The organism is Candidatus Accumulibacter phosphatis (genome assembly GCF_012939955.1).
GTDB lineage: Bacteria > Pseudomonadota > Gammaproteobacteria > Burkholderiales > Rhodocyclaceae > Accumulibacter > Accumulibacter delftensis.
On the sequence record NZ_SPMY01000005.1, the window covers coordinates 96,579 to 115,701 of the forward strand.

10 protein-coding genes and 1 pseudogene are annotated in these 19,123 nt (G+C 63.4%); 3 read left to right on the forward strand and 8 right to left on the reverse strand.

The features are described from left to right. The first annotated feature begins 149 nt into the window (after positions 1 to 149). Positions 150 to 1,572, forward strand: a pseudogene (locus tag E4Q23_RS24470) (DUF1254 domain-containing protein). Between the two features lie 372 nt (positions 1,573 to 1,944). Here E4Q23_RS24470 and E4Q23_RS01820 read toward each other — a convergent pair. The 3 genes from E4Q23_RS01820 to E4Q23_RS01830 form a co-directional block, all read right to left on the reverse strand. Continuing rightward, positions 1,945 to 2,220 carry a hypothetical protein gene (locus E4Q23_RS01820; protein ID WP_169065047.1) on the reverse strand — a complete coding sequence of 92 codons (276 nt, stop codon included), beginning with the start codon at positions 2,218 to 2,220 and terminating at the stop codon, positions 1,945 to 1,947. Between the two features lie 129 nt (positions 2,221 to 2,349). Beyond that, positions 2,350 to 2,748 (reverse strand): hypothetical protein, encoded by a 399-nt coding sequence (locus E4Q23_RS01825; RefSeq protein WP_169065075.1) that lies wholly within the window; start codon positions 2,746 to 2,748, stop codon positions 2,350 to 2,352. Between the two features lie 112 nt (positions 2,749 to 2,860). Further along, positions 2,861 to 4,282, reverse strand: a complete 1,422-nt coding sequence (locus tag E4Q23_RS01830) for a chloride channel protein (RefSeq protein WP_423753293.1) — start codon at positions 4,280 to 4,282, stop codon at positions 2,861 to 2,863. Positions 4,283 to 4,560: 278 nt separating this feature from the next. Between E4Q23_RS01830 and E4Q23_RS24735 the strand changes: the two genes are divergently transcribed. Next, on the forward strand, positions 4,561 to 4,875 hold the full coding sequence (locus E4Q23_RS24735; protein ID WP_336511584.1) for a gamma-glutamyl-gamma-aminobutyrate hydrolase family protein: 315 nt from the start codon (positions 4,561 to 4,563) through the stop codon (positions 4,873 to 4,875). Next, complete coding sequence (locus E4Q23_RS24740; RefSeq protein WP_336511585.1) at positions 4,868 to 5,344, forward strand: gamma-glutamyl-gamma-aminobutyrate hydrolase family protein; 477 nt, start codon at positions 4,868 to 4,870, stop codon at positions 5,342 to 5,344. Before E4Q23_RS24735 ends, E4Q23_RS24740 begins: the two co-directional genes overlap by 8 nt. Positions 5,345 to 5,403: 59 nt before the next feature. On the opposite strand, the gene E4Q23_RS01840 is transcribed toward E4Q23_RS24740, so the two are convergent. From E4Q23_RS01840 to treS, 5 genes are read right to left on the reverse strand one after another with little or no spacing between them, the layout of a single operon-like run. Continuing rightward, a complete protein-coding gene (locus tag E4Q23_RS01840; protein ID WP_169065049.1) occupies positions 5,404 to 10,542 on the reverse strand; it encodes a malto-oligosyltrehalose synthase in 5,139 nt (1,712 codons plus the stop codon). Then, complete coding sequence (treZ, locus tag E4Q23_RS01845) at positions 10,539 to 12,374, reverse strand: malto-oligosyltrehalose trehalohydrolase (RefSeq protein WP_169065050.1); 1,836 nt, start codon at positions 12,372 to 12,374, stop codon at positions 10,539 to 10,541. The genes E4Q23_RS01840 and treZ overlap by 4 nt, the downstream gene beginning before the upstream one ends. Beyond that, positions 12,371 to 14,503 carry a glycogen debranching protein GlgX gene (gene glgX, locus E4Q23_RS01850; protein ID WP_169065051.1) on the reverse strand — a complete coding sequence of 711 codons (2,133 nt, stop codon included), beginning with the start codon at positions 14,501 to 14,503 and terminating at the stop codon, positions 12,371 to 12,373. The genes treZ and glgX overlap by 4 nt, the downstream gene beginning before the upstream one ends. A gap of 10 nt (positions 14,504 to 14,513) precedes the next feature. Beyond that, positions 14,514 to 15,737 carry a glucose-1-phosphate adenylyltransferase gene (locus E4Q23_RS01855; protein WP_169065052.1) on the reverse strand — a complete coding sequence of 408 codons (1,224 nt, stop codon included), beginning with the start codon at positions 15,735 to 15,737 and terminating at the stop codon, positions 14,514 to 14,516. A gap of 26 nt (positions 15,738 to 15,763) precedes the next feature. Beyond that, positions 15,764 to 19,111, reverse strand: a complete 3,348-nt coding sequence (gene treS / locus E4Q23_RS01860) for a maltose alpha-D-glucosyltransferase (RefSeq protein WP_248595187.1) — start codon at positions 19,109 to 19,111, stop codon at positions 15,764 to 15,766. Between the last annotated feature and the right edge of the window lie 12 nt (positions 19,112 to 19,123).

Here is a 19,123-nt window from a genome sequence, read left to right on the forward strand (position 1 = left end):
GAGCGCAGGAGCGTGCGTCGCGGGATCTTCGGGCAGGCGGGGCGTTGCGCATGGAATGTCCCGCCTTTTCGGTGCTGACCGTGCAGGGCTCACGATTCCTGTCTCTCTGCGGCACTACTTTGAAACCAGCAAACCAAGCGGAGAAACGCATGAGACCTGAGCTTTCGAAATGCCTCCTGGCGGCACTGCTGGCGTGCTGCCTGGTCGGGGTGACTTCCTCCTATGCAGCCAAGCCGCAGCAGATGAGCACGCCCATCGCTCCCGGGGTGATGGTGCCGGATACGGTGAGTACGTCAATCGGCACTCTGAAACTCGACTACGGCTATCCAGATGACGCGACGACACAGACGGTCTATGACAATCTTGATGCCTCGAGAGCACTGCAGGCCTACCTGCTTGCCATTCCAATCGTGAATCAGGTGAGTATGCGTAGCACGCTGCGCGAGTTCGGACCGGTAAACCAAACGGACGTGATCTGGGAAGACCTCGTTGATTCGAAAACCGTTGAACTCACAGCCAACGACAACACCATCTACAGCTTCATTTGGCTGAATACGAAGAAGGGGCCGCTGGTGGTTGAGGTTCCCCCCATGGTCCTGGGGCTCATTGACTGACTTCTGGTACAAATGGGTGGCTGACATCGGCATCACCGGTCCCGACAAGGGCAAGGGCGGCAAGTATCTGATACTGCCACCAGGCTACGCCGGCAAAGTGCCTGAAGGATATTTCGTTGTCCGTCCGAGCATCTATGGCAACTGGATGCCCTTCCGCTCCTTTCTGGTCGATGGATCGACCAGGCCCGGCGTCGAGTCGGCCAAGAAACATCTCAAGATCTATCAGCTCTCCGATGCGGCCAATCCGCCCGAGATGAAGTTCGTCAATGCCTCCGGACTTCCTTCGAACTTCGTTCCTCCCGGCGACTACAGCTTCTGGAGTCTCCTGAACGAAGCCATTCAGGAAGAACCCAGCGCCGGAAGCGACCCGACAACCCTTGGCCTGTTTGCCTCGATCGGCATCGAGAAGGGCAAGCCCTTCGATCCCGATGCGCGGATGAAAAAGATTCTGACCGACGCCGCCAATATCGGCACCGTGACCGCGCGGGCGATTGCCTTCAGAATGCGCGAAGAAGACGCCTTCTTCTACTACTTCGCCACGGGCGTCACCCCGGCCATGGCCGAAAAAATGGTCGGCAAGGGCTCGCAGTATCCTTGGTCCGCACAGGACGCCGACGGCAAACCCTTTGAAGGCGGGAAAAACTACAAGCTGCATCTTCCGCCGAATATTCCGGTCGCGGACTTCTGGTCGGTCGTCGTCTATGACAACCAGACGCGCTCGATGGTCCAGACCGATCAGCAGTTCCCCAGCGTCAGCAGCCAGAACAAGGATATGGTGGTCAACAAGGATGGCTCTGTCGATGTCTATTTTGGCCCCAAAGCTCCGGCTGGAAAGGAAGGCAATTGGGTGCAGACGATTCCCGGAAAAGGTTGGTTCATGATCCTGCGTCTGTATGGACCACTTGAGCCGTGGTTCGACAAGAGCTGGCGACCGGGCGAGATCGAGTTGCAGCCCTAGCCTGAGTGTGGCGACCGACGCCGGGCACAACGCGCCCCGCGGGGCGCTGGCCATTTCGATCTTCGAATTGTGTTGTCAAAGGCTGCGTAGCCGGCTGGCCAGTGCAGTGCTGCATTCTTGATGAGACGTTCGGCAACCCTCTCCTACCCACCGTCATTGCGAGGAGGCGCAGCCGACGTGGCAATGACGTGCGGGCGGGTGGTGTAGCGCCGAACTTCCAATAAGGCTTTCAGCAAGCCGGACAGCGGCGCGAAGCCAACGTGGTAGCCGGAATCTATAGAGGTTCCATACTGCGTGCAACACTACACTGGCAGCCGCCGCCGGTGGCCAGCCGGAACTTGGGAAAGCACATGGCCGGGCGGCTGCTCCGGCTTAGTTGTTGTTCATTTCCGCAGCCGCTTGCCGCATCGTTCTTCTCGGAACGGTGAAATCTATCGCCGGGCAAGGTGCCTGCGAACCGATCAAGATCACCATATGCCCTTTGGGCACTTTCTTCTGTACTTCGGCGTCGATATAAAGGGTATTCATGGCTACTGGCGGGCTGCTCCCCTGCCATATCACCTCCTTCGATCGCGTATAGATGATGTAGCACGCGGAGGAGGCCACCGTCGAAAAAGAAAATGCCAGCAAAGCGAAAATAGCTCTCATGTCAGACCTCTCGATAGTCCTGCAACGACAATGCCTCGCGCTCGGCGCCAATTCTAGCGCCGATCAAGGTGTTCTCGGCGGAATGAGTTTCCCCCGAAATTTTTCCTTCCAAGGGTAAACCAAACCACCCTAACGGGGAGGGATGCTTGACGCCTGGTCGGCGAGAGCGCTATCCAGCAGCCGCTCACATTCCACCATCAGCGTGCGTCCAATCTCGGACTCGTAGCGGGCATCGAGCGCTTCCATCATTTCGTGCGCCGTGTGCAGTCCGGCTTCCCGCGACAGGGTGTCGGCAACCTGCCGTGCCAGTTGTTCGCTCAAGGCAGACAGCTGCCGTCGCTCGGCGAGGGGCAGTCGGCGTTGCGAGCGCGCCAACCAGTCGGCGGCGAGAGTGGCACCCTGGCCTTCTTTCAGCCACTGATCATGGCTGTAGTAGACCGACAAGCGCTCGGCAGCGAGGGCAAAGATCAAGGCGATGCTTAGCCCGCGATCAGTCGCTGGCGAAAGCAAGGCGTTTTCCCTGCTCATCTGCGCCCCGACCACCGGCAAGGGGGCAAACGCCGCTCGTGCCTGGTGATTCGCCTGAGCATTCCGGCCCGCACTCCATTGCGCGGCGTGGACATGGCCATCCAATAAGCAGTCACTGCCTGTTCGCTTCCTTGCGGGGGGGCTGATCCGGTCCCGGTTCCGGCCCGGACTGAGCCTCTGGCGCCGGCACCGGTTCGGCTGCAAGCTTCGCCGCTGCAGTTTGCGCGCGCTGTTGGGCAATGAAGCCCAGAGCCAGCTGCTGATAGAGTTCCGGACTGACACGTCCGCTTACTGCCTTGGCGATCAGCGTGACCGCCATCAGGCTGATGACCATCTCGTGACCGTCGAGCATTTCCATGACGATGATCGCCGCCGTGATCGGCGATTGGGTGACCGCGGCCAGGAAGGCAGCCATGCACAGCGCTGTCACCGGTACTGCTTCGGCACCGAAACCGAGAATGGCGCTGGTACTGGCGCCAATGGCTGCGCCGACGGCCAGGCAGGGGGCGAAAATACCGCCGGGAATGCCCGAATAATAGGTGATGACCGTGGCTACGAAGCGGGTGACCGGAGCGTGCCACGGGGCCGACAAGGCGTCGCTGGAAAGGAGCGACGAGCTGACCGCGTAGCCGCTTCCGAAAGACAAGCCGCCACCAAGCCAGCCGACCAGGGCAATGAGCAGCCCGCAGCCGCCGGCAAACAGCACCGGTCGCGCGCTGCGCCAGCGCCAGAGGATGAAGTTGGGCTGTTGTTGTGGCCACAGCAGCAGACGGCTGAAGACACCGCCGAGCACCCCGCAGGCCATGCCATAGAACAGCACCGGGCCAACGATCTCGGTGAATTGCGAGATCTTCATGCGCCCGAAGTGGTAATAATTACCCTCCAGCGCGATGGCCACCAGGCCCGACAGGATGATCGTGCCGACCAGGATTCCGGTCGTCTTGGCTTCGAGGCGTTTGCCCAATTCCTCGACGGCGAAGACGATACCGGCGAGTGGTGTGTTGAAGGCGGCAGCGATTCCTGCCGCGCCGCCGGCGAGAATCAAATCCGCCGGGGCAATCGCCCGTGCGTGCGGCAGAAAGCGGTGCGAGAAGTGCAGAATCGACGCCGCAACCTGCACCGACGGTCCTTCGCGACCGGCGGAAAAGCCGCCCAGCAGGGCCATCGATCCGACGACGATCTTGCCGCAGGCGATGCGTAGCGAAACCAGACCGCTGACCGATTCCCCGCGCGCGGCAAGATGCGTCGCCGCGATGACCTGCGGGATACCGCTGCCCTGTCCGCCCGGGAAAAATTTCCGCGTCAGCCAGACAGCCAGCATCCCGGCCAGCGGCGCAGTGACAAACGGCATCCAGGGGAAGGGCAAGCCGGGATGGAAGTTGTAGAGGTCGAAAAAAGTCTTCAGCGCGAGGTCAGTGAGTCTCGTGAAGGCGACCACGGCCAGGCCCGCGCAAGCCGCGGCCCCCCACAAGGTCAAACGCGTACGCCACCTGAAGGTGCTGAGTCTGCCGCGAAGAGGATTCAGATTTTTCATTGGCATCCTGTCGGTGTAGTTGATGGCTGGCGCGACGCGCGGGACTGGTCAGAATGCGGCAAGCGGCGGGAGGAGGGTGCGCCGCGGTGGCAGGCTGCGCCGACGGAAAATTGCAAGTTCGGGCAGCGGACAAGCGCGCAGTCTAGCATCCGCGGCGGCAACTGTGAGCAGACCGGCAAGTGGCGCGCAAATCGCTGCCGGGTGGTCGACCGCCGCGACATGATGAGCGCCGGTATGCTAGGCTCAGACGTCGCAGTTTGACACTTCAAGGAGGTCCCATGAGCCGGCGCCCATTACGTATTGGCCTTTCGGCGCGCATTTATCATCCGCAGGCCGGCGCAACGGCCCTGCTCTCCAAATCGCTGCACTACCTCGAACAGTCGGTGGCGCATTGGGTGATGGCGCGCGATGTGATGGTGTTCATGATTCCGGCGGTGAGCGGTGACGGCATCGTCAATCGCAGCAGTATCCGCCTCTCGGACTACGCGGAGTACCTCGACGGCCTGCTCCTGCAAGGCGGCGCCGACGTCAGCCCGCAAAGCTATGGCGAGGAGGCGCTGCATCCGGATTGGGGGGGGGGATATCGTGCGTGATGCCTACGAAATGGAACTGCTGCACGAATTCATCGAAGCCGGCAAGGCGGTTTTGGGCATCTGTCGCGGTGCGCAGGTGATCAACGTGGCCCGCGGCGGAACGCTCTATCAGGACATTGCGACGCAGATCGAGGCTGCGGGAGCGCATGTCCATGACGATTATGACCGCCACAGCCATGCCATTGCCTGGGAGGAGGATGCGGGCCTGGCCAGGCTCTATCCCGGTGCCAGCGGTGGCAAGGTGATCTCGATTCATCACCAGTCGATCAAAGCGCTTGGCCGCGGCCTGACCGTTGAGGCTCGTGGCGCGAGCGACGGAGTGATCGAAGCGGTACGCCTGCAAGGCAAACCCTATGTGCTGGGTTTGCAGTGGCATCCCGAGTTTCATCCGCCGGGAAGTCCGGACTTGCTGGACAGTACGCCAATTCTCGACGAGTTTCTCAACGCCGCGCGTGGCCATCGCTGGTGAAGCGGTACGCTGGCGGCGAAGGGTGGCTAGCGGTCAGCTGGCCGCCCTTCGCCGCTGCCTCAAAGCTCGCCTTCCACGGCCAGTAGCGCGACCGGGAAGCTGGCCAGGATCTCGCCGATCGGCAATTGCGCGCTTGCCGAATGACTCTCGCCGCTGAGCAGATTGCGCCAGCCAGCGGCGGCTAGCCCGTCGGGCAGTTCGAGCATGGTATCGGTCCACACCTCATTGCCCAGCGGCAGCACCCGGTTATCGCCGAGCAGGCGCACCGGCAGCAGCGGCACAACGACGACAATGGCGCGCTCGCCGTGGCGGCGGGCGTAGGCGCAGACGTGCGCCGCGTGTTCGCCGCTGACTTTCAGGGGCAGGTAGTCACCCTGCTCGAGAACCTCCGGCCAGCGCGCGCGCAGCGCCAGACTCTGCCACAGCGTGTACAGCTTGATGCGCCCGTCGGTCATGTCGGCGACCAGCGGTCGCAGGCGGTCGGGCCACTGTTCCGACGGCCCGTCGACCAGCGCCTGCACCTGCGCCAGCAGCTCGCGGCGCAGCGCAAAGTCTACCGGCCGGCGGTTGTCCGGGTCGACCAGGTTGAACTGCCATAGCTCGCAGCCCTGGTAGATGTCCGGCACGCCCGGTGAGGTGACCTTGATCAGCGCCTGGGCCAGGGCATTGATCAGGCCGTGGTGGCTGATCGTCTGCAGCATGAGTGCGAAGTCGGCGAGGAACAGGTTCTTGTCGCCGGGTGCCAGCAGGGCGTGGACAAAGTCGCTGACCGCGCCTTCGTACGCGCTGTTGACCTGCACCCAGCTGCTGTGCTCCTTGCCTTCACGCAGGGCCTTGATCATATAGGCATCGATACGCGTCCGGTACTCGGCCAGTTCATCGTCGTTCGGCGGGGTCAGCGGCCAGGTGCCGAGCAGTGTCTGGTAGAGCAGATACTCGTCGTTACGCGACGGGGCTTCAACGCCATCGACCAGATGTTTGCGGCCGCGATTGAGACGCCGCCAGCGCTTGAGCATCAGTTTCCACGCCGCCGGGATCTCGGAGAGCACGTTGATGCGCGCGCGCGCGTCCTCGGAACGCTTGCTGTCGTGTGTCGAGGTGGCGAGCATGTTGTGCGGCCAGCGGACGGCACGGGCACGCGTGGCGGCATGGAAGGCGGCCACCGAAATGCCGAAGCGGCGCGGCTCGCCGCCGACGTCGTTGAGCGAGCTCAGGCGATGGTAACGGTAGAAGGCAGTGTCTTCGACACCCTTGGCCATCACCGGTGACGACACCTGCTGAAACTTCATGGCGAAGGCTTCGAGCGGCTCGCGGTAGGAGGCGCTGCGGCCGCGGGCGAGATCGGTGGTCAGCACGCCCTCGAGGAAGTCGTAGATGCCGGTATCGAACAGCGGGCTGCGTTTTTTTGCCACCGCCACTGCCCAGGCGATGTGGCGGCGGTCGTCGGCCGACAGTTCGCCATAGGCAACGTAGCTGCGATAGACGGGGAAACAGGCCACGACTTCGATCAAGGCTTCGCGAAGACCGTTGAGGGTGAAGTCGCAGGTGTCCCGGTCGGCGGCAGCGATACGCGCCAGGCGGTTGGCGAGGACGCTGAACTCGCTCGCCAGCGCGGTGTGCATGATCAGCTTCTTGGCGTCGTAGGCGAGTTCTTCGAAGTCGCTGTCGACACCCGTGAAATCGCGGTAGATACGCGTCATGCGTCGCTCTGAGGCGGTATCGACGAAGAGGTTGTTGACCAGGTTGGAAAAGCGATAGCCGGTGGCGCCATGGATCGGCCAGTCATCCGGCAGGCGCTCGTGCTCGGCGAGGATTTTTTCGATGACCAGATAGATGGGCAGTGCTTCGCCGGGTGCCAGCGGCTTGCCGCCTGCCGCCTGTTGCAGCTGGCGGAAATACGCACCAGGGTCGAACATTCCGTCCGGATGGTCGATACGCAGCCCTTCAACCTTGCCCTGGGCGACGAGATCGAGAATCAGATGATGGGTGGCGTCGAACACCGCCGGGTCTTCCATGCGCAAGGCGGCGAGGTCGTTGATATCGAAAAAGCGGCGATAGTTGATTTCGTCGCAGGCCACCCGCCAGTAGGCGAGACGGTAGCCCTGTACCTGGATCAGCTCGTGCAGCAGGTCGAAGCTGGCCGGATGCCCGGGGCGGCCGTTGAACTCGGCGAGATTGTCGGCGATGTGGTGGGCGATGTCGGCATGTGCTTCGGTGAACGCCGCCAGGTGGCGCTTATGCACTTCCTTGTCGCGTTGCCGCTCGGCCATTTTCGGCGCTTTGCTGTTGGTCCGTGCCGGCAGGTGCCCGAAGGCGGTGAGCAGGGTTTCCAGTTCGCCGTAGCGCTCGTGCCCTTCGCCCAGGGTGGTCGCCAGGCGTTCGCGGCGATGCCCGACGATACGCGGGTAGCTGGCCGGGTCCACCGGCAGCCGGTGCTGGTAGTAGAAGATGCTGAACTCGCCGCGCACGGCGTCGTAGTCCAGGCGCAGTTCGCCGGCGTTGAGCACCTGCCCGTAGTGCGCGCCCAGCAGCGGCAACAGGACCTTGCCTTTGAGCTCGCGGTTGAGCGGGTCCCAGTCGATATCGAAGAACGCGCCCCAGGCCGAGGCCGGACCGTTTTCCAGGACGTCCAGCCACCAGGCGTTGTCCGAGCCCATGATTCCCATATGGTTGGGAACCACGTCGATGACCTGTGACAGACCGTTTTCCTTGAGGGCGGCGGCGAAGTCCTCGAATTCCTGAGGGGTGCCGATTTCCGGATTGAGTTCGGCGTGTCCGACGATGTCGTAACCGTGCGTGCTGCCGGGTCGCGCCCGCAGATAAGGCGAGGCGTAGCAGTGGCTGATTCCCAGCGCCGCCAGATAGGACGATAGCGCTCCGGCCTGGGCAAAGGTGAAGTCGCGGTTGAACTGCATCCGGTACGTCGCGCGCGGGATGATCGTTGCCCGCGAAGGCATCGTCATTTCCTCGGGCGGTACGACCGCCGTGCCGCGCTCGTTGATCAGCTGTTCGCCAACGGCGCCGAAACGTCCGTCTTGCGGCCAGTCTTCGAGATCCAGCGGCAGCCGGCGCCGCCAGTTGGGATGCTGGTCGTCACGGCTGCCGGGCAGATTGGCCTGCTCGATAGTGCCGAGAATGTCCTCGGGCTGGACGACCAGCAGCTGGGCCGGCGTTCGCGCCAGGAAAGCGTGGATGGCGACCACGAAGTCCTGTGTGATCTCGGGGACCGAAAAAGGGTGCACGCTGGCGCCCTCGGGCAGCAAGTCGGCGTGCTTCAGCGCCATCAGGAAGCGCGCGCGATCCTGGGCGCGGTCGACGACCATGTGCTCGAACTGCGCTTCGTCGGGGAAAAGCTGCAGCGCCGCGCGGGTGTCGATATCGTGGCCTTTCCAGAAGCCCTTCAAGGTCGGTAGATCGTGGGTACTGACGGCGACCAGCGCCTGCCGCGGATACTCGCCAGGTGGCTTGAAGTTGCCGTCCTTGCTGCGCTCGAAAAGGAAGGGGCGGTAGGAGAGCACGCCGGCGCTCGCCAAACGCGGCCGGAAGCCGTCCGGAACGGTGCCCAGGTCTTCGCCGATGACCATGCAGCGATTGCGCTGGCTTTCCAGCGCGACGATGGCCAGCAGGTCGGCGAGCCGATAGTTGACGTAGGCGCCTTCCGTCGCCGGTCGGCCAACGGGAACCCAGAACAGACGCGCCAGGCCCATCACATGGTCGATGCGCAGCGCGCCACAGTGGCGCATGTTGGCGCGCAGCATGGCGATGAAGGGTGCGTAGGCGGCTTCGCGCAGGCGGTGCGGCACTAGCGGCGGTAGCCCCCAGTCCTGACCGACGGGGTTGAACTCGTCGGGTGGCGCGCCGACGTAAGCGGCGCCGGCAAAGGCGTTTTGCCACGCCCAGGCTTCCGAGCCGCCGGGATTAACGCCGACCGCCAAATCCTGATAGAGGCCGACGCCAAGGCCGCGACGCCACGATTGCTGGCCCAGTGCCGTCAGTTGTTCGTCGGCGAGCCACTGCAGCCAGGCCGAGTATTCGACGGCTTCGGCATGTTCATCGGCGAAGGCGGCTACCGCGACTGCCTGTGGGTCACGGTATTCCGTGGGCCACGCGGGCCAGCCCCAGATGGCGGGGTTCTCCTGCTGGAAGTGCGCCTGCAAGGCCTCGAAACGGGCGTGCAACTCGAGTGTCTGGCCGCCTTGCGTGCGAAACAGGCGGAAAGCGCGTGCCCGGGCGCTGTCATTGCCCAGATGCTGGTCCCGGAAATGGCGGTAAAGTGCGCTCAGAATTTCGCGCTTGGCGGCCGAGACTTCCTGGTAGTCGACCTCGTCGGCGACGCGCAGGCGCCGCAGCCGGCCCTGGAAGCGCTCGGAGGCGACCAGCTGGCGGGCCGCCTCGCATTCGCTGAACTCGGGGACGGCTTCGACGTCGATGTACAGCACATTGACGAAGCAGCGGCTGGACGGGCTGTAGGGGCTGATCCGCGCCGGGTCGTCCGGGAACAGGGCGTGGAGTGGATTGACGCCGATTACCCCGCCACCGGCGTCCGCTGACAGATCGATCAGGGTGCGCAGGTCGCCGAAGTCACCGATGCCCCAGTTGCGCCGCGAGCGGACGCCGTAGAGTTGCACCGTCGGACCCCAGACGCGACCGTCTCCCTGCACGGCGTCGGGCAGGTAACAGCTAGCCGGGGCGACCACCAGGGTCATCGCCACCTGCGCCAGGCCGCCGCTGCCCGGTTGTTCGACTTCCAGGCGGTAGTAACCGGCTTCACTCGGTGGCGGCAGTTGCAGTTCCCCGCGCAGGAAGTCGACCCCGTCCACGCGCTGCTCGGCGAGTCTTGGCAGCTTGCCGGGCTCGAATTCGCCGCTGCTCGCGGTGCCGTTCTCGGCGCTCAGGATCCAGCGGTGTGGCTGGCCGGCACGCGCCACCGGCAGTGAGACGGCCAGTGTTGGCGTTTCGCCGAGTGCAACCACCTTGACCGGCGGCAGTGGCCGTCGCCACTCATCTTGCTGCAGGCCTTGCAGCAGTGTTGCCGGGTCGGCATCGGCCGGGAAGTGCATCGCCGCCAGCAGGGCGCGCAAAGTCTTTTCGGAGGTGGCGTGCGGTTTTCCCCAGACGTCGTCATAGCCGGCACTGATGCCGCAATGCTCGGCAAGTTGTGCCAGGGCGTCGTGGCGCTTTTCGTCAGCGGCGCTCATGGGCGGTCTCCGATGTGCAGATGCCAGGCCACCGACCATGCCGGCAGTTGGCCGCTGGCGAGTGCGCCAGCGTCAAGATTGGCGGTCGCGAAGAGCAGCTGGCCGCTGGCCGGTGTGGCGACCAGCTGATCGTCACCAAGATTGGCAAGCAGGGTCAGCAGGCTGCGGTCGCCGAGAGTCCAGTTGATCGACAAGCAACGTGGCGACAACAGCTTCAGCTGCGGATCACCATTGCCCATGCCGGCCAGACGCGGCGCAATCCACTGGTGACGTAGCGAGAGCAGTTGCCGGTGCAGTTCCAGGGTGGCGCGGTGTGGCTCACGGTCGATTGCGCTCCAGTCGAGAACGCCGGCTGCGAAGGTCTCCAGCGCGTTCGGATCGGGGATGCTGGCGCGCACTTCTGGATCGGCAAAGCGCGCGAAGCGTCCGAATTCGCGGCGGCGGCCTTCGGTCACCAGGCGCGCCAGTTCGGGGCCGAAGTCGCAGAAGAACTGGAAGGGCTGGGTGGTCGCAAACTCCTCGCCCATGAACAGCAGCGGCGGCTGCGGCGCGAGCAGCAGGATGCTGGTGACGGCCTCCATCGCCGCCGGCGGAGCGAGGTGAGCGAGACGCTCGCCGAAAGCGCGGTTGCCGATCTGGTCGTGGTTCTGCAGGAAATTGATGAACGCTGCCGGCGGCAGGTGGGCGCTCGCTTCGCCACGCCGTTCGCCATGCGCGAAAGTCGAGGCTTCACCCTGATAGGCGAAGCCCTCGCTGAGGCAGCGACCGAGACGGCGCACCGGTTCGGCCGCGTAGTCGCTGTAGTAGCCGTCGGTTTCGCCCGTGGCCACGACGTGAAAGCAGTGGTGGATGTCGTCGTTCCACTGTGCGGTGCCATGCACCAGACGGCCGGACTCGTTGCGGGCGAGATAGCGCGCCTGATTGCGCTCGTTCTCGAGCACCATGTGCACGTGCCGCGCGCGTCCCGGCACCGCCTTGAAGGCGGCGGCAAGCTCCTCGATGATGTCCGGCGAGCTGTCGTCGCAGATGGCGTGGATGGCATCGAGGCGCAGGCCGTCGAGATGGAACTCCTCCAGCCAGTAGAGGACGTTGTGCACGAAGAAATCGCGTACCGCGCGGCTGCCTTCGCCATCGAAGTTGATCGCCGCACCCCAGGGGGTTTCGTGGCGCGGGTTGAAGAAGTCGGGGGCGTAGGCGTGCAGATAGTTGCCTTCCGGACCAAAGTGGTTGTACACCACGTCGAGCAGGACCATCAGGCCGCGCTCGTGGGCGGCGGCGATCAGGCGCTTGAAGTCTTCCGGTCGGCCGTAGGCGGCGTCGGGTGCGAACGGCAGGACGCCGTCGTAGCCCCAGTTGCGCTGCCCCGGGAAGTCCGAGACGGGCATGATTTCGAGCGCGGTGACGCCGAGTTCGACGAGATAGTCGAGGCGCTCGATGGCGCCAGCGAAGTCGCCGGCCTTGGTGAAGCTGCCGATATGCAACTCGTAGATTACGGCTTCCTCCCACGGCCGACCGCGCCATTCGCTGTCGGGCCAGTCGAAGGCGGCAGGGGCAACGATTTCGGAAGCCCCATGCACGTCGTCAGGGTTGTAGCGCGATGCCGGATCGGGAACCAGCAAACCATCCGGCAGCTTGAACAGATAGCGACCGCCGGCTTGTGCTTCGGCGACGGTGAGTTCGAACCAGCCGCCCGCGGCAGCGGTCATCGGCAGTTCGGGGGCACCGTCGAGCTGCAGGCCGACAGCGTCTACGCCGGGCGCCCAGAGGCGAAAACGGACGCCGCCTTCGGCGAGGACTTCGGCACCGAAAGGCATGTTGTGCTGGCGTTTCATAATTTCTTCCTTTGCTGCAGGAGAGCCAGCGAACGGCTTTCGAGGGGGTAAATGTCACCGCCCTGGAAGACGCCGTCCGGCGCCAGGCCATTGGCGATGTGCGTATCGAGGACGCTCAGCCACTCGCAGGTCTCGGGCAGCACCGGCAGGCGGAAGTCGAGGTTTTCGTGATAGCTGTTGAAGAGCAGCACGAAGTTGTCGTCGTGTACCGGGCGGCCGCGCCGGTCGCGCTCTTGCATCGCTTCGCCGCTGAGATAGACACCCAGGCACTGCGCGTAGCTGTGCGACCACTCCTCATCGTTCATCTCGCTGCCATCGGGTTTCAGCCAGTGGATGTCCTTGAGCAGCGAACCCTCGGGGGCGCTGCCGTGGAAGAAGTTGCGGCGGCGGAAAACCGGATGCTCACGGCGCAGTGCAATGACCCGTTGCACGAAAGCCAGGAAATCGCGGTCGGCTGGCGAGAGATCCCAGTTGACCCAGCTAATCTCGTTGTCCTGGCAGTAGGCATTGTTGTTGCCGCCCTGGCTACGTCCCATTTCGTCGCCAGCGAGAAGCATTGGCACACCCTGCGAAAAGAACAGTGTCGCCAGCAGGTTGCGTTTCTGCCGCGCGCGCAGTTCGTTGATCTCGGCGTCGTCGGTCGGTCCCTCGGCACCGCAGTTCCAGGAACGGTTGTTGTCGTTACCGTCGCGGTTGTCTTCGCCGTTGGCTGCGTTGTGCTTGTCGTTGTAACTGACCAGATCGTGCAGCGTGAAGCCGTCGTGGGCGGTGACGAAGTTGACGCTCGCCCAGGGCTTGCGGCCACTGTGCTGGTAGAAGTCGCTGGAGCCGGTGAGGCGGCTGGCGAAGTCGCCGATCAGGCCGCTGTCGCCCTTCCAGTGCGCGCGCATGGTGTCGCGGTAGTGGTCGTTCCACTCGCCCCAACCGGCCGGGAAGTTGCCGACCTGGTAACCGCCTTCGCCGAGGTCCCAGGGTTCGGCGATCAGCTTGACCTGCGACAGCACCGGATCCTGCAGCAGGATATCGAAGAAGGCGCCGAGCTTGTCGACCGCATGCAGTTCGCGCGCCAGCGCCGAAGCGAGGTCGAAACGGAAGCCGTCGACGTGCATTTCCAACACCCAGTAGCGCAGCGAGTCCATGATCAGCTGCAGCATGCGTGGCTGCTGCAGGTCGAGGGTGTTGCCGCAGCCGGTGTAGTCCATGTAGTAGCGTGGATTGTCAGCGACCAGACGATAGTACGCGGCGTTGTCGACGCCCCGGAAAGAGAGCATCGGGCCGAGATGGTTGCCCTCGGCGGTGTGGTTGTAGACCACGTCGAGAATGACTTCGATGCCGTGCGAGTGCAGGGTCTTGACCATCGTCTTGAACTCGCTGACCACGCCGGTGGAACTGAAGCGGGCGTCGGGCGCGAAGAAGCCGATCGAGTTGTAGCCCCAGTAGTTGGTGAGGCCACGATCGATCAGATGGCGGTCGTTGAGGAAGGCATGCACCGGCATCAGCTCGACCGAAGTAACGCCGAGGCGCTTGAAGTGATCGATCACCGGTGCCGTCGCCATACCGGCGTAGGTGCCGCGCAGCGCTGGCGGCACCTCGGGGTGCTTCATGGTGAAGCCACGCACATGCGTCTCGTAGATCACCATGTCCGCCCAGGGAATGTTCGGTGCCTTGTCGTTGCCCCAGGTGAAGGCCCGGTCGATGACCCGGCACTTGGGCATGCCGGCGGCGTTGTCACGACGGTCGAAGGACAGGTCCTCGTTACGGTGACCGATCTTGTAGCCGAAATGCGCGTCGCTCCAGCGCACCTCGCCGACGATATCCTTGGCGTAAGGCTCGATGAGCAGCTTGTTGCCGTTGAAGCGGTGGCCGCGCGCGGGTTCGTAGGGACCGTACACCCGGTAGCCGTAGAGCAGGCCGGGCCGCGCCTCGGGCAGGTAGCAGTGCCAGACCAGATTGGTCTGCTCGCGCAATTCGATGCGCTGCACTTCCTTCTTTCCGGTCGGATCGAACAGACACAGTTCGACGCGTTCGGCGTGTTCGGAAAAGAGGGCGAAATTGACGCCCTCGCCGTCCCATGTAGCGCCACGTGGTGTAGGTGCGCCCGGCCAAACGGCGGTAACGGGAAGGTTCATGGTGGACCTCCTAAATTTGGTAGCGGGTTACGTCAGGGACATCCAGACCTTTGGCCAAAACCACTACGCCGCCGTTGCTGACCGTATAGCGGGCGCGGTCGGCGGCGGCATCGAAGCCGATGCGTGAGTTTGGCTCGACGACGTTGTAGCGGTCGACAATGACCCGCTTGAGACGCGAGCCACGGCGGATGACGGTGTAGTCCATGATCAGGCAGTCGTCGATCTCGACGTCTTCCTCGACGACGACTTCACGACGCAGCATCGAGTTGCTGATGCGCGCGTTCTTGATCAGCGAGCCGGCGGCGATGGTGCTGTTGCTGATGTTGCCGGAGATCAGTGGTGATGGTCCCTGGTAGGAACTCGAGTTGATGAACCATTTCGGATTGAAGAGGTTGAAGCGCGGTTTGGCGCCGAGGACGTCGTAGTGGGCTTCGTAATAGGCGTCGATGTCGCCGACGTCGCGCCAGTAGGACTGTTCCTCATAATCCGCGACACCCGGAACGTGGTTGTCAGCGAAGTTGTAGGCCAGGACCTGGTGCGTCTTGATCAGCCGCGGCAGGATGTGGTGGCCGAAATCGTGCTCGTCGTTCTCATTGGCCTCGCGCAGCGCTTTCAACAGGACGTCGGTGTTGAACAGGTAGTTGCCCATCGAGCCGTAGGCGCGCGTCGGGTCGCTGAGCATCGCCGGTGGATTCGCCGGTTTCTCGAGGAAGCTGCGGATGCGGTGTCGCTTGTCGGCGTCGATGATGCCGAAGGCCGAGGCAGCGGCCAGGGGTACCGGAATCGCCGCCACCGACACATGCGCCGAATTCCGGCGGTGGAAATCGATCATCTGGCGCACATCCATGCGGTAGATGTGATCGGCGCCGAAGACGGCAACCATGTCCGGCGAGTGGCGCTCGATGAGGTTGATGTTCTGGAAGACGGCGTCGGAGGTCCCCTGGAACCACTCCGCACCACCGCCGCGCATTTGCGGCGGCACGACGGTGACGAACTGGCCGGTGTAGGCGTTGGAGTTTCCCCAGGCCTTGGCGACGTGCTCGATCAGCGACTGCGACTTGTACTGAACCATCAGGTAGATGCCGCGGATCTCCGAGTTCACCAGGTTACTGAGCACGAAGTCGGCGATCCGGTAGCGGCCGCCGAAAGGCACCGCCGGCTTGGAGCGTTGTGCAGTCAGAGGATGCAGCCGGGAACCCTGGCCGCCAGCCAGGACCATCGCAAGTACTTTCATGGTGTTCTCTCCTTAACGGGTAAAAATCAGCTGGGTTCTTTATCTTCGAGGTTCCTGAGCAGGCTGAAGAGGGGCACCGAGACCCAGTCTGGCCGGTTGCCCATTTCGTAACGCAGCTCGTAGAGCGCTTTCTCGATCACGAAGAACTCGATCAGTCGTTCAGCGCCACCAGGCTCCTCCGGCCATGCCGGGCAGCCCTGTACGGCAGCGCGGTAGCCGCTCATGAAGGCATCGCGGACCTGCTCCTCCCAGCTCTCGACCAGCGGCCCGGCACGATGGCGGTCGACTGGGTCTTCGTTGGTCAGGCGGTTGGTGGCCACTGCTGCCGCATAGCTGAACGAGCGCAGCATGCCGGCAACGTCGCGTAGGGGCGAATGTTTCTGGCGGCGCTCGTCCATTGAACGCGCGGGTTCGCCCTCGAAGTCGATGATTACAAAATCATTTTCCACGCGCAGCACCTGGCCGAGGTGGTAGTCGCCGTGATAGCGCATCTTGGCGGCGCTGATGCCGGCCAGTGCCTGCGGCGAAATGCGCTCCAGGAGCACCGGTCGCAATGCCGACAGGCGATCGCAGCCTTCGCGCACCTCCGCGGGGAAGTTCTCGCTGCGCCGTTCGAGCTCGTCGAGCGTGGCTACCGCTTCAGCTTTCAGGGCCGTCGCCCAGTCGCTCATGTCCTGGGTGGTGATCGGCTCGCGTTCGAAGGCCGGGTCGCCAGTCGAACGACCGAAAGCCTGGTGCAGCTCACCGGTACGGCGGCCGAGAACCTCGACCAGCGTCACGAAGTAGGCGTGCGGGTTGCCGTCAAGCTCGTCGGACGCGATGGCAACTTCGGAGAGATAGCGTTCAAGGTAGTCGAGCGTGAAGTTCCAGCTGTCACCCTGGTTCTTGGTGTAGCCCTGCAACAGCGCGAGCGTCATCGTCTGGCCATCGGCACGACGGATTTCGACCGAGCCGGCGACCGGCGCAATGTGTTCGTAAGGCGAGGTATCGGTCAGGAAGCGACCGACTTCGACTTCGGGATTGGTACCCGTCTGCAGGCGACGATAGCCCTTGAGGAACAACTTGTCGCCGAAGTACACCGCGGTATTGCTCTGTTCCAGCGACGGATGACGTACCGGCGCGTCGAGGCCGGCGGCGAGTTTGGCAAACGCCGGCGAGGCGTGGAACTCGAGGCGACCGCGGGCAAAGGGTATGGTCACGTTCTTGCCGATACCCTCGGCCAGGTCGCGGCAGAAGCCATCCGAGCCGAAGGCACCGTAAAGCAGGCCGGTGCGGTCCTGCTGACGCACTCGCGCCAATGCCCAAGAGGCCAGCAAGGCACGCTCCTCTTCGCTGGTTTGGTCGTCCCAGCAGATCGCCAGCGGCAGGAAGTAGACCTGCGGCTCGATGCCGGCACAGTGCACTTCGATGATGGTCAGCAGCCAGCTGCCCTTGTCGGTATCCCACGGCGCCTGCTCGATGATGTTGATGCTCTCGATGGCGTGCCCTTTGCCGGCAAACCAGCGCTTGGTGACCACATAGGGTGCCAGCACCTTGTGTTGCAGCTGGTCGCGGGTGGTGGCGGCGATTGCCCGGCGCACGGTGGTGGCGGTGGTCTTGCCACCCGAGAAAGTCAGCCAGCCCTCGGTGAGCACCAGAACCGGCAGTTCGGCGCGCGCCAGGCGTTCTTCGTGCCAGTACGGCACTTCGGCGTCGGTGGTCAGGCGGAAGCAGTAGGTGCCGTGGCCGGCCAGGGTCAGCAGGTAGGGCAGGTCGCCGATCGGCGGGAAGGCCGAGCGGCCGAGCAGTTCGACCGGCACGCGCGTCTTGAACGCCACCAGGTCGAGTTCCACCGGTTGTGCGTTGCGCGACAGATTGACCACGCAGAGCAGGGTCTCGTCCTGGTACTCGCGCACATAGGCGAGGATCTTGCGGTTTCCCGGCTCGAGGAAGGTGATGCTGCCACGGCCGAAAGCCTTGTAGTTCTTGCGTACCGCGATCAGGCGCTTGGTCCAGTGCAGCAGTGACGAGGGGTTGCGCGCCTGTGCTTCGACGTTGATCGCCTCGTAGCCGTAGATCGGGTCCATGTTCGGCGGCAGGTAAAGTCGCTGCGGATCGGCTCTGGAGAAGCCGGCATTGCGGTCCGGGCTCCACTGCATCGGCGTGCGCACGCCATTGCGGTCGCCGAGATAGATGTTGTCACCCATGCCGATTTCGTCACCATAGTAGAGTACCGGTGAGCCGGGCAGGGTCAGGATCAGGAACTTCACCAGTTCGATTTTGTGGCGGTTGTTGTCCATCAACGGAGCCAGGCGGCGGCGAATGCCGACGTTGACGCGCATCCGCGGGTCGGACGCATAGGCCTTATACATGAAGGCGCGTTCGCTCTCGGTGACCATCTCCAGCGTCAGTTCATCGTGGTTGCGCAGGAAGATCGCCCACTGGCAGTTGTCGGGGATTTCCGGCGTCTGGTTCATGATCTCGATGATCGGATGGCGTTCTTCCTGGGCCACGGCCATGAAGATGCGTGGCATCACCGGGAAGTTGTAGGCCATGTGACACTCGTCGCCGTCGCCGAAGTACTCACGCACGTCTTCCGGCCACATATTGGCCTCGGCGAGCAGCATGCGGTTCTTGTAGCGCGAATCGATGACCGCGCGGATTTGCTTGATCACTTCGTGCGTTTCGGGGACGTTCTCGTTGTTCGTCCCTTCGCGAACGCAGAGGTAGGGGATTGCGTCGAGGCGCAGACCATCGACGCCCATATCCAGCCAGAAGCGCATGATGCGGATCACCGCCTTGACGACGTCCTGATTGTTGTGGTTGAGGTCCGGCTGGTGCGAGAAAAAGCGGTGCCAGTAGTAGGCCTTGGCGACATCGTCCCAGGCCCAGTTCGACTTCTCGGTGTCGGTGAAGATGATGCGCGTTTCCGGAAACTTCTTGTCGGTATCCGACCACACGTAGAAATCGCGCTTTTTCGACCCGGCCGGGGCTCGCCTTGCCGCCTGGAACCAGGGGTGCTGGTCGGAGGTGTGGTTGATGACCAGCTCGGTGATCACCCGTAGTCCGCGGCGATGGGCTTCGCGGATGAAGACGCGCGCGTCGTTGCGGTTGCCGTAGTCGGGGCTGACGTTGTGGTAGTCGGAAATGTCGTAGCCGTCGTCGCGCATCGGCGAGGGATAGAAGGGCAGCAGCCAGAGGGTGTTGACGCCCAGATCCTGGATGTAGTCGAGCTTCTCGGTCAGGCCCTTGAAATCACCAATGCCGTCGTCGCCACTGTCCTTGAAGGCTTTGACGTGCAATTCGTAGATGATCGCATCCTTGTACCAAAGGGGATCGTTTTCCCAGGTCACTTCGGCCGCTGCGGCGGCTTTTTCCATCAACTCGTTGGCCATCAATCATTTCCT

Bases quoted from the DNA above. Each gene is read 5' to 3' on its own strand.
- E4Q23_RS01820 (WP_169065047.1), bottom strand. From the start codon at position 2,220: ATGAGAGCTATTTTCGCTTTGCTGGCATTTTCTTTTTCGACGGTGGCC.
- E4Q23_RS01825 (WP_169065075.1), bottom strand. From the start codon at position 2,748: ATGAGCAGGGAAAACGCCTTGCTTTCGCCAGCGACTGATCGCGGGCTA.
- E4Q23_RS01830 (WP_423753293.1), bottom strand. From the start codon at position 4,282: ATGAAAAATCTGAATCCTCTTCGCGGCAGACTCAGCACCTTCAGGTGG.
- E4Q23_RS24735 (WP_336511584.1), top strand. From the start codon at position 4,561: ATGAGCCGGCGCCCATTACGTATTGGCCTTTCGGCGCGCATTTATCAT.
- E4Q23_RS01840 (WP_169065049.1), bottom strand. From the start codon at position 10,542: ATGAGCGCCGCTGACGAAAAGCGCCACGACGCCCTGGCACAACTTGCC.
- treZ (WP_169065050.1), bottom strand. From the start codon at position 12,374: ATGAAACGCCAGCACAACATGCCTTTCGGTGCCGAAGTCCTCGCCGAA.
- glgX (WP_169065051.1), bottom strand. From the start codon at position 14,503: ATGAACCTTCCCGTTACCGCCGTTTGGCCGGGCGCACCTACACCACGT.
- E4Q23_RS01855 (WP_169065052.1), bottom strand. From the start codon at position 15,737: ATGAAAGTACTTGCGATGGTCCTGGCTGGCGGCCAGGGTTCCCGGCTG.
- treS (WP_248595187.1), bottom strand. From the start codon at position 19,111: ATGGCCAACGAGTTGATGGAAAAAGCCGCCGCAGCGGCCGAAGTGACC.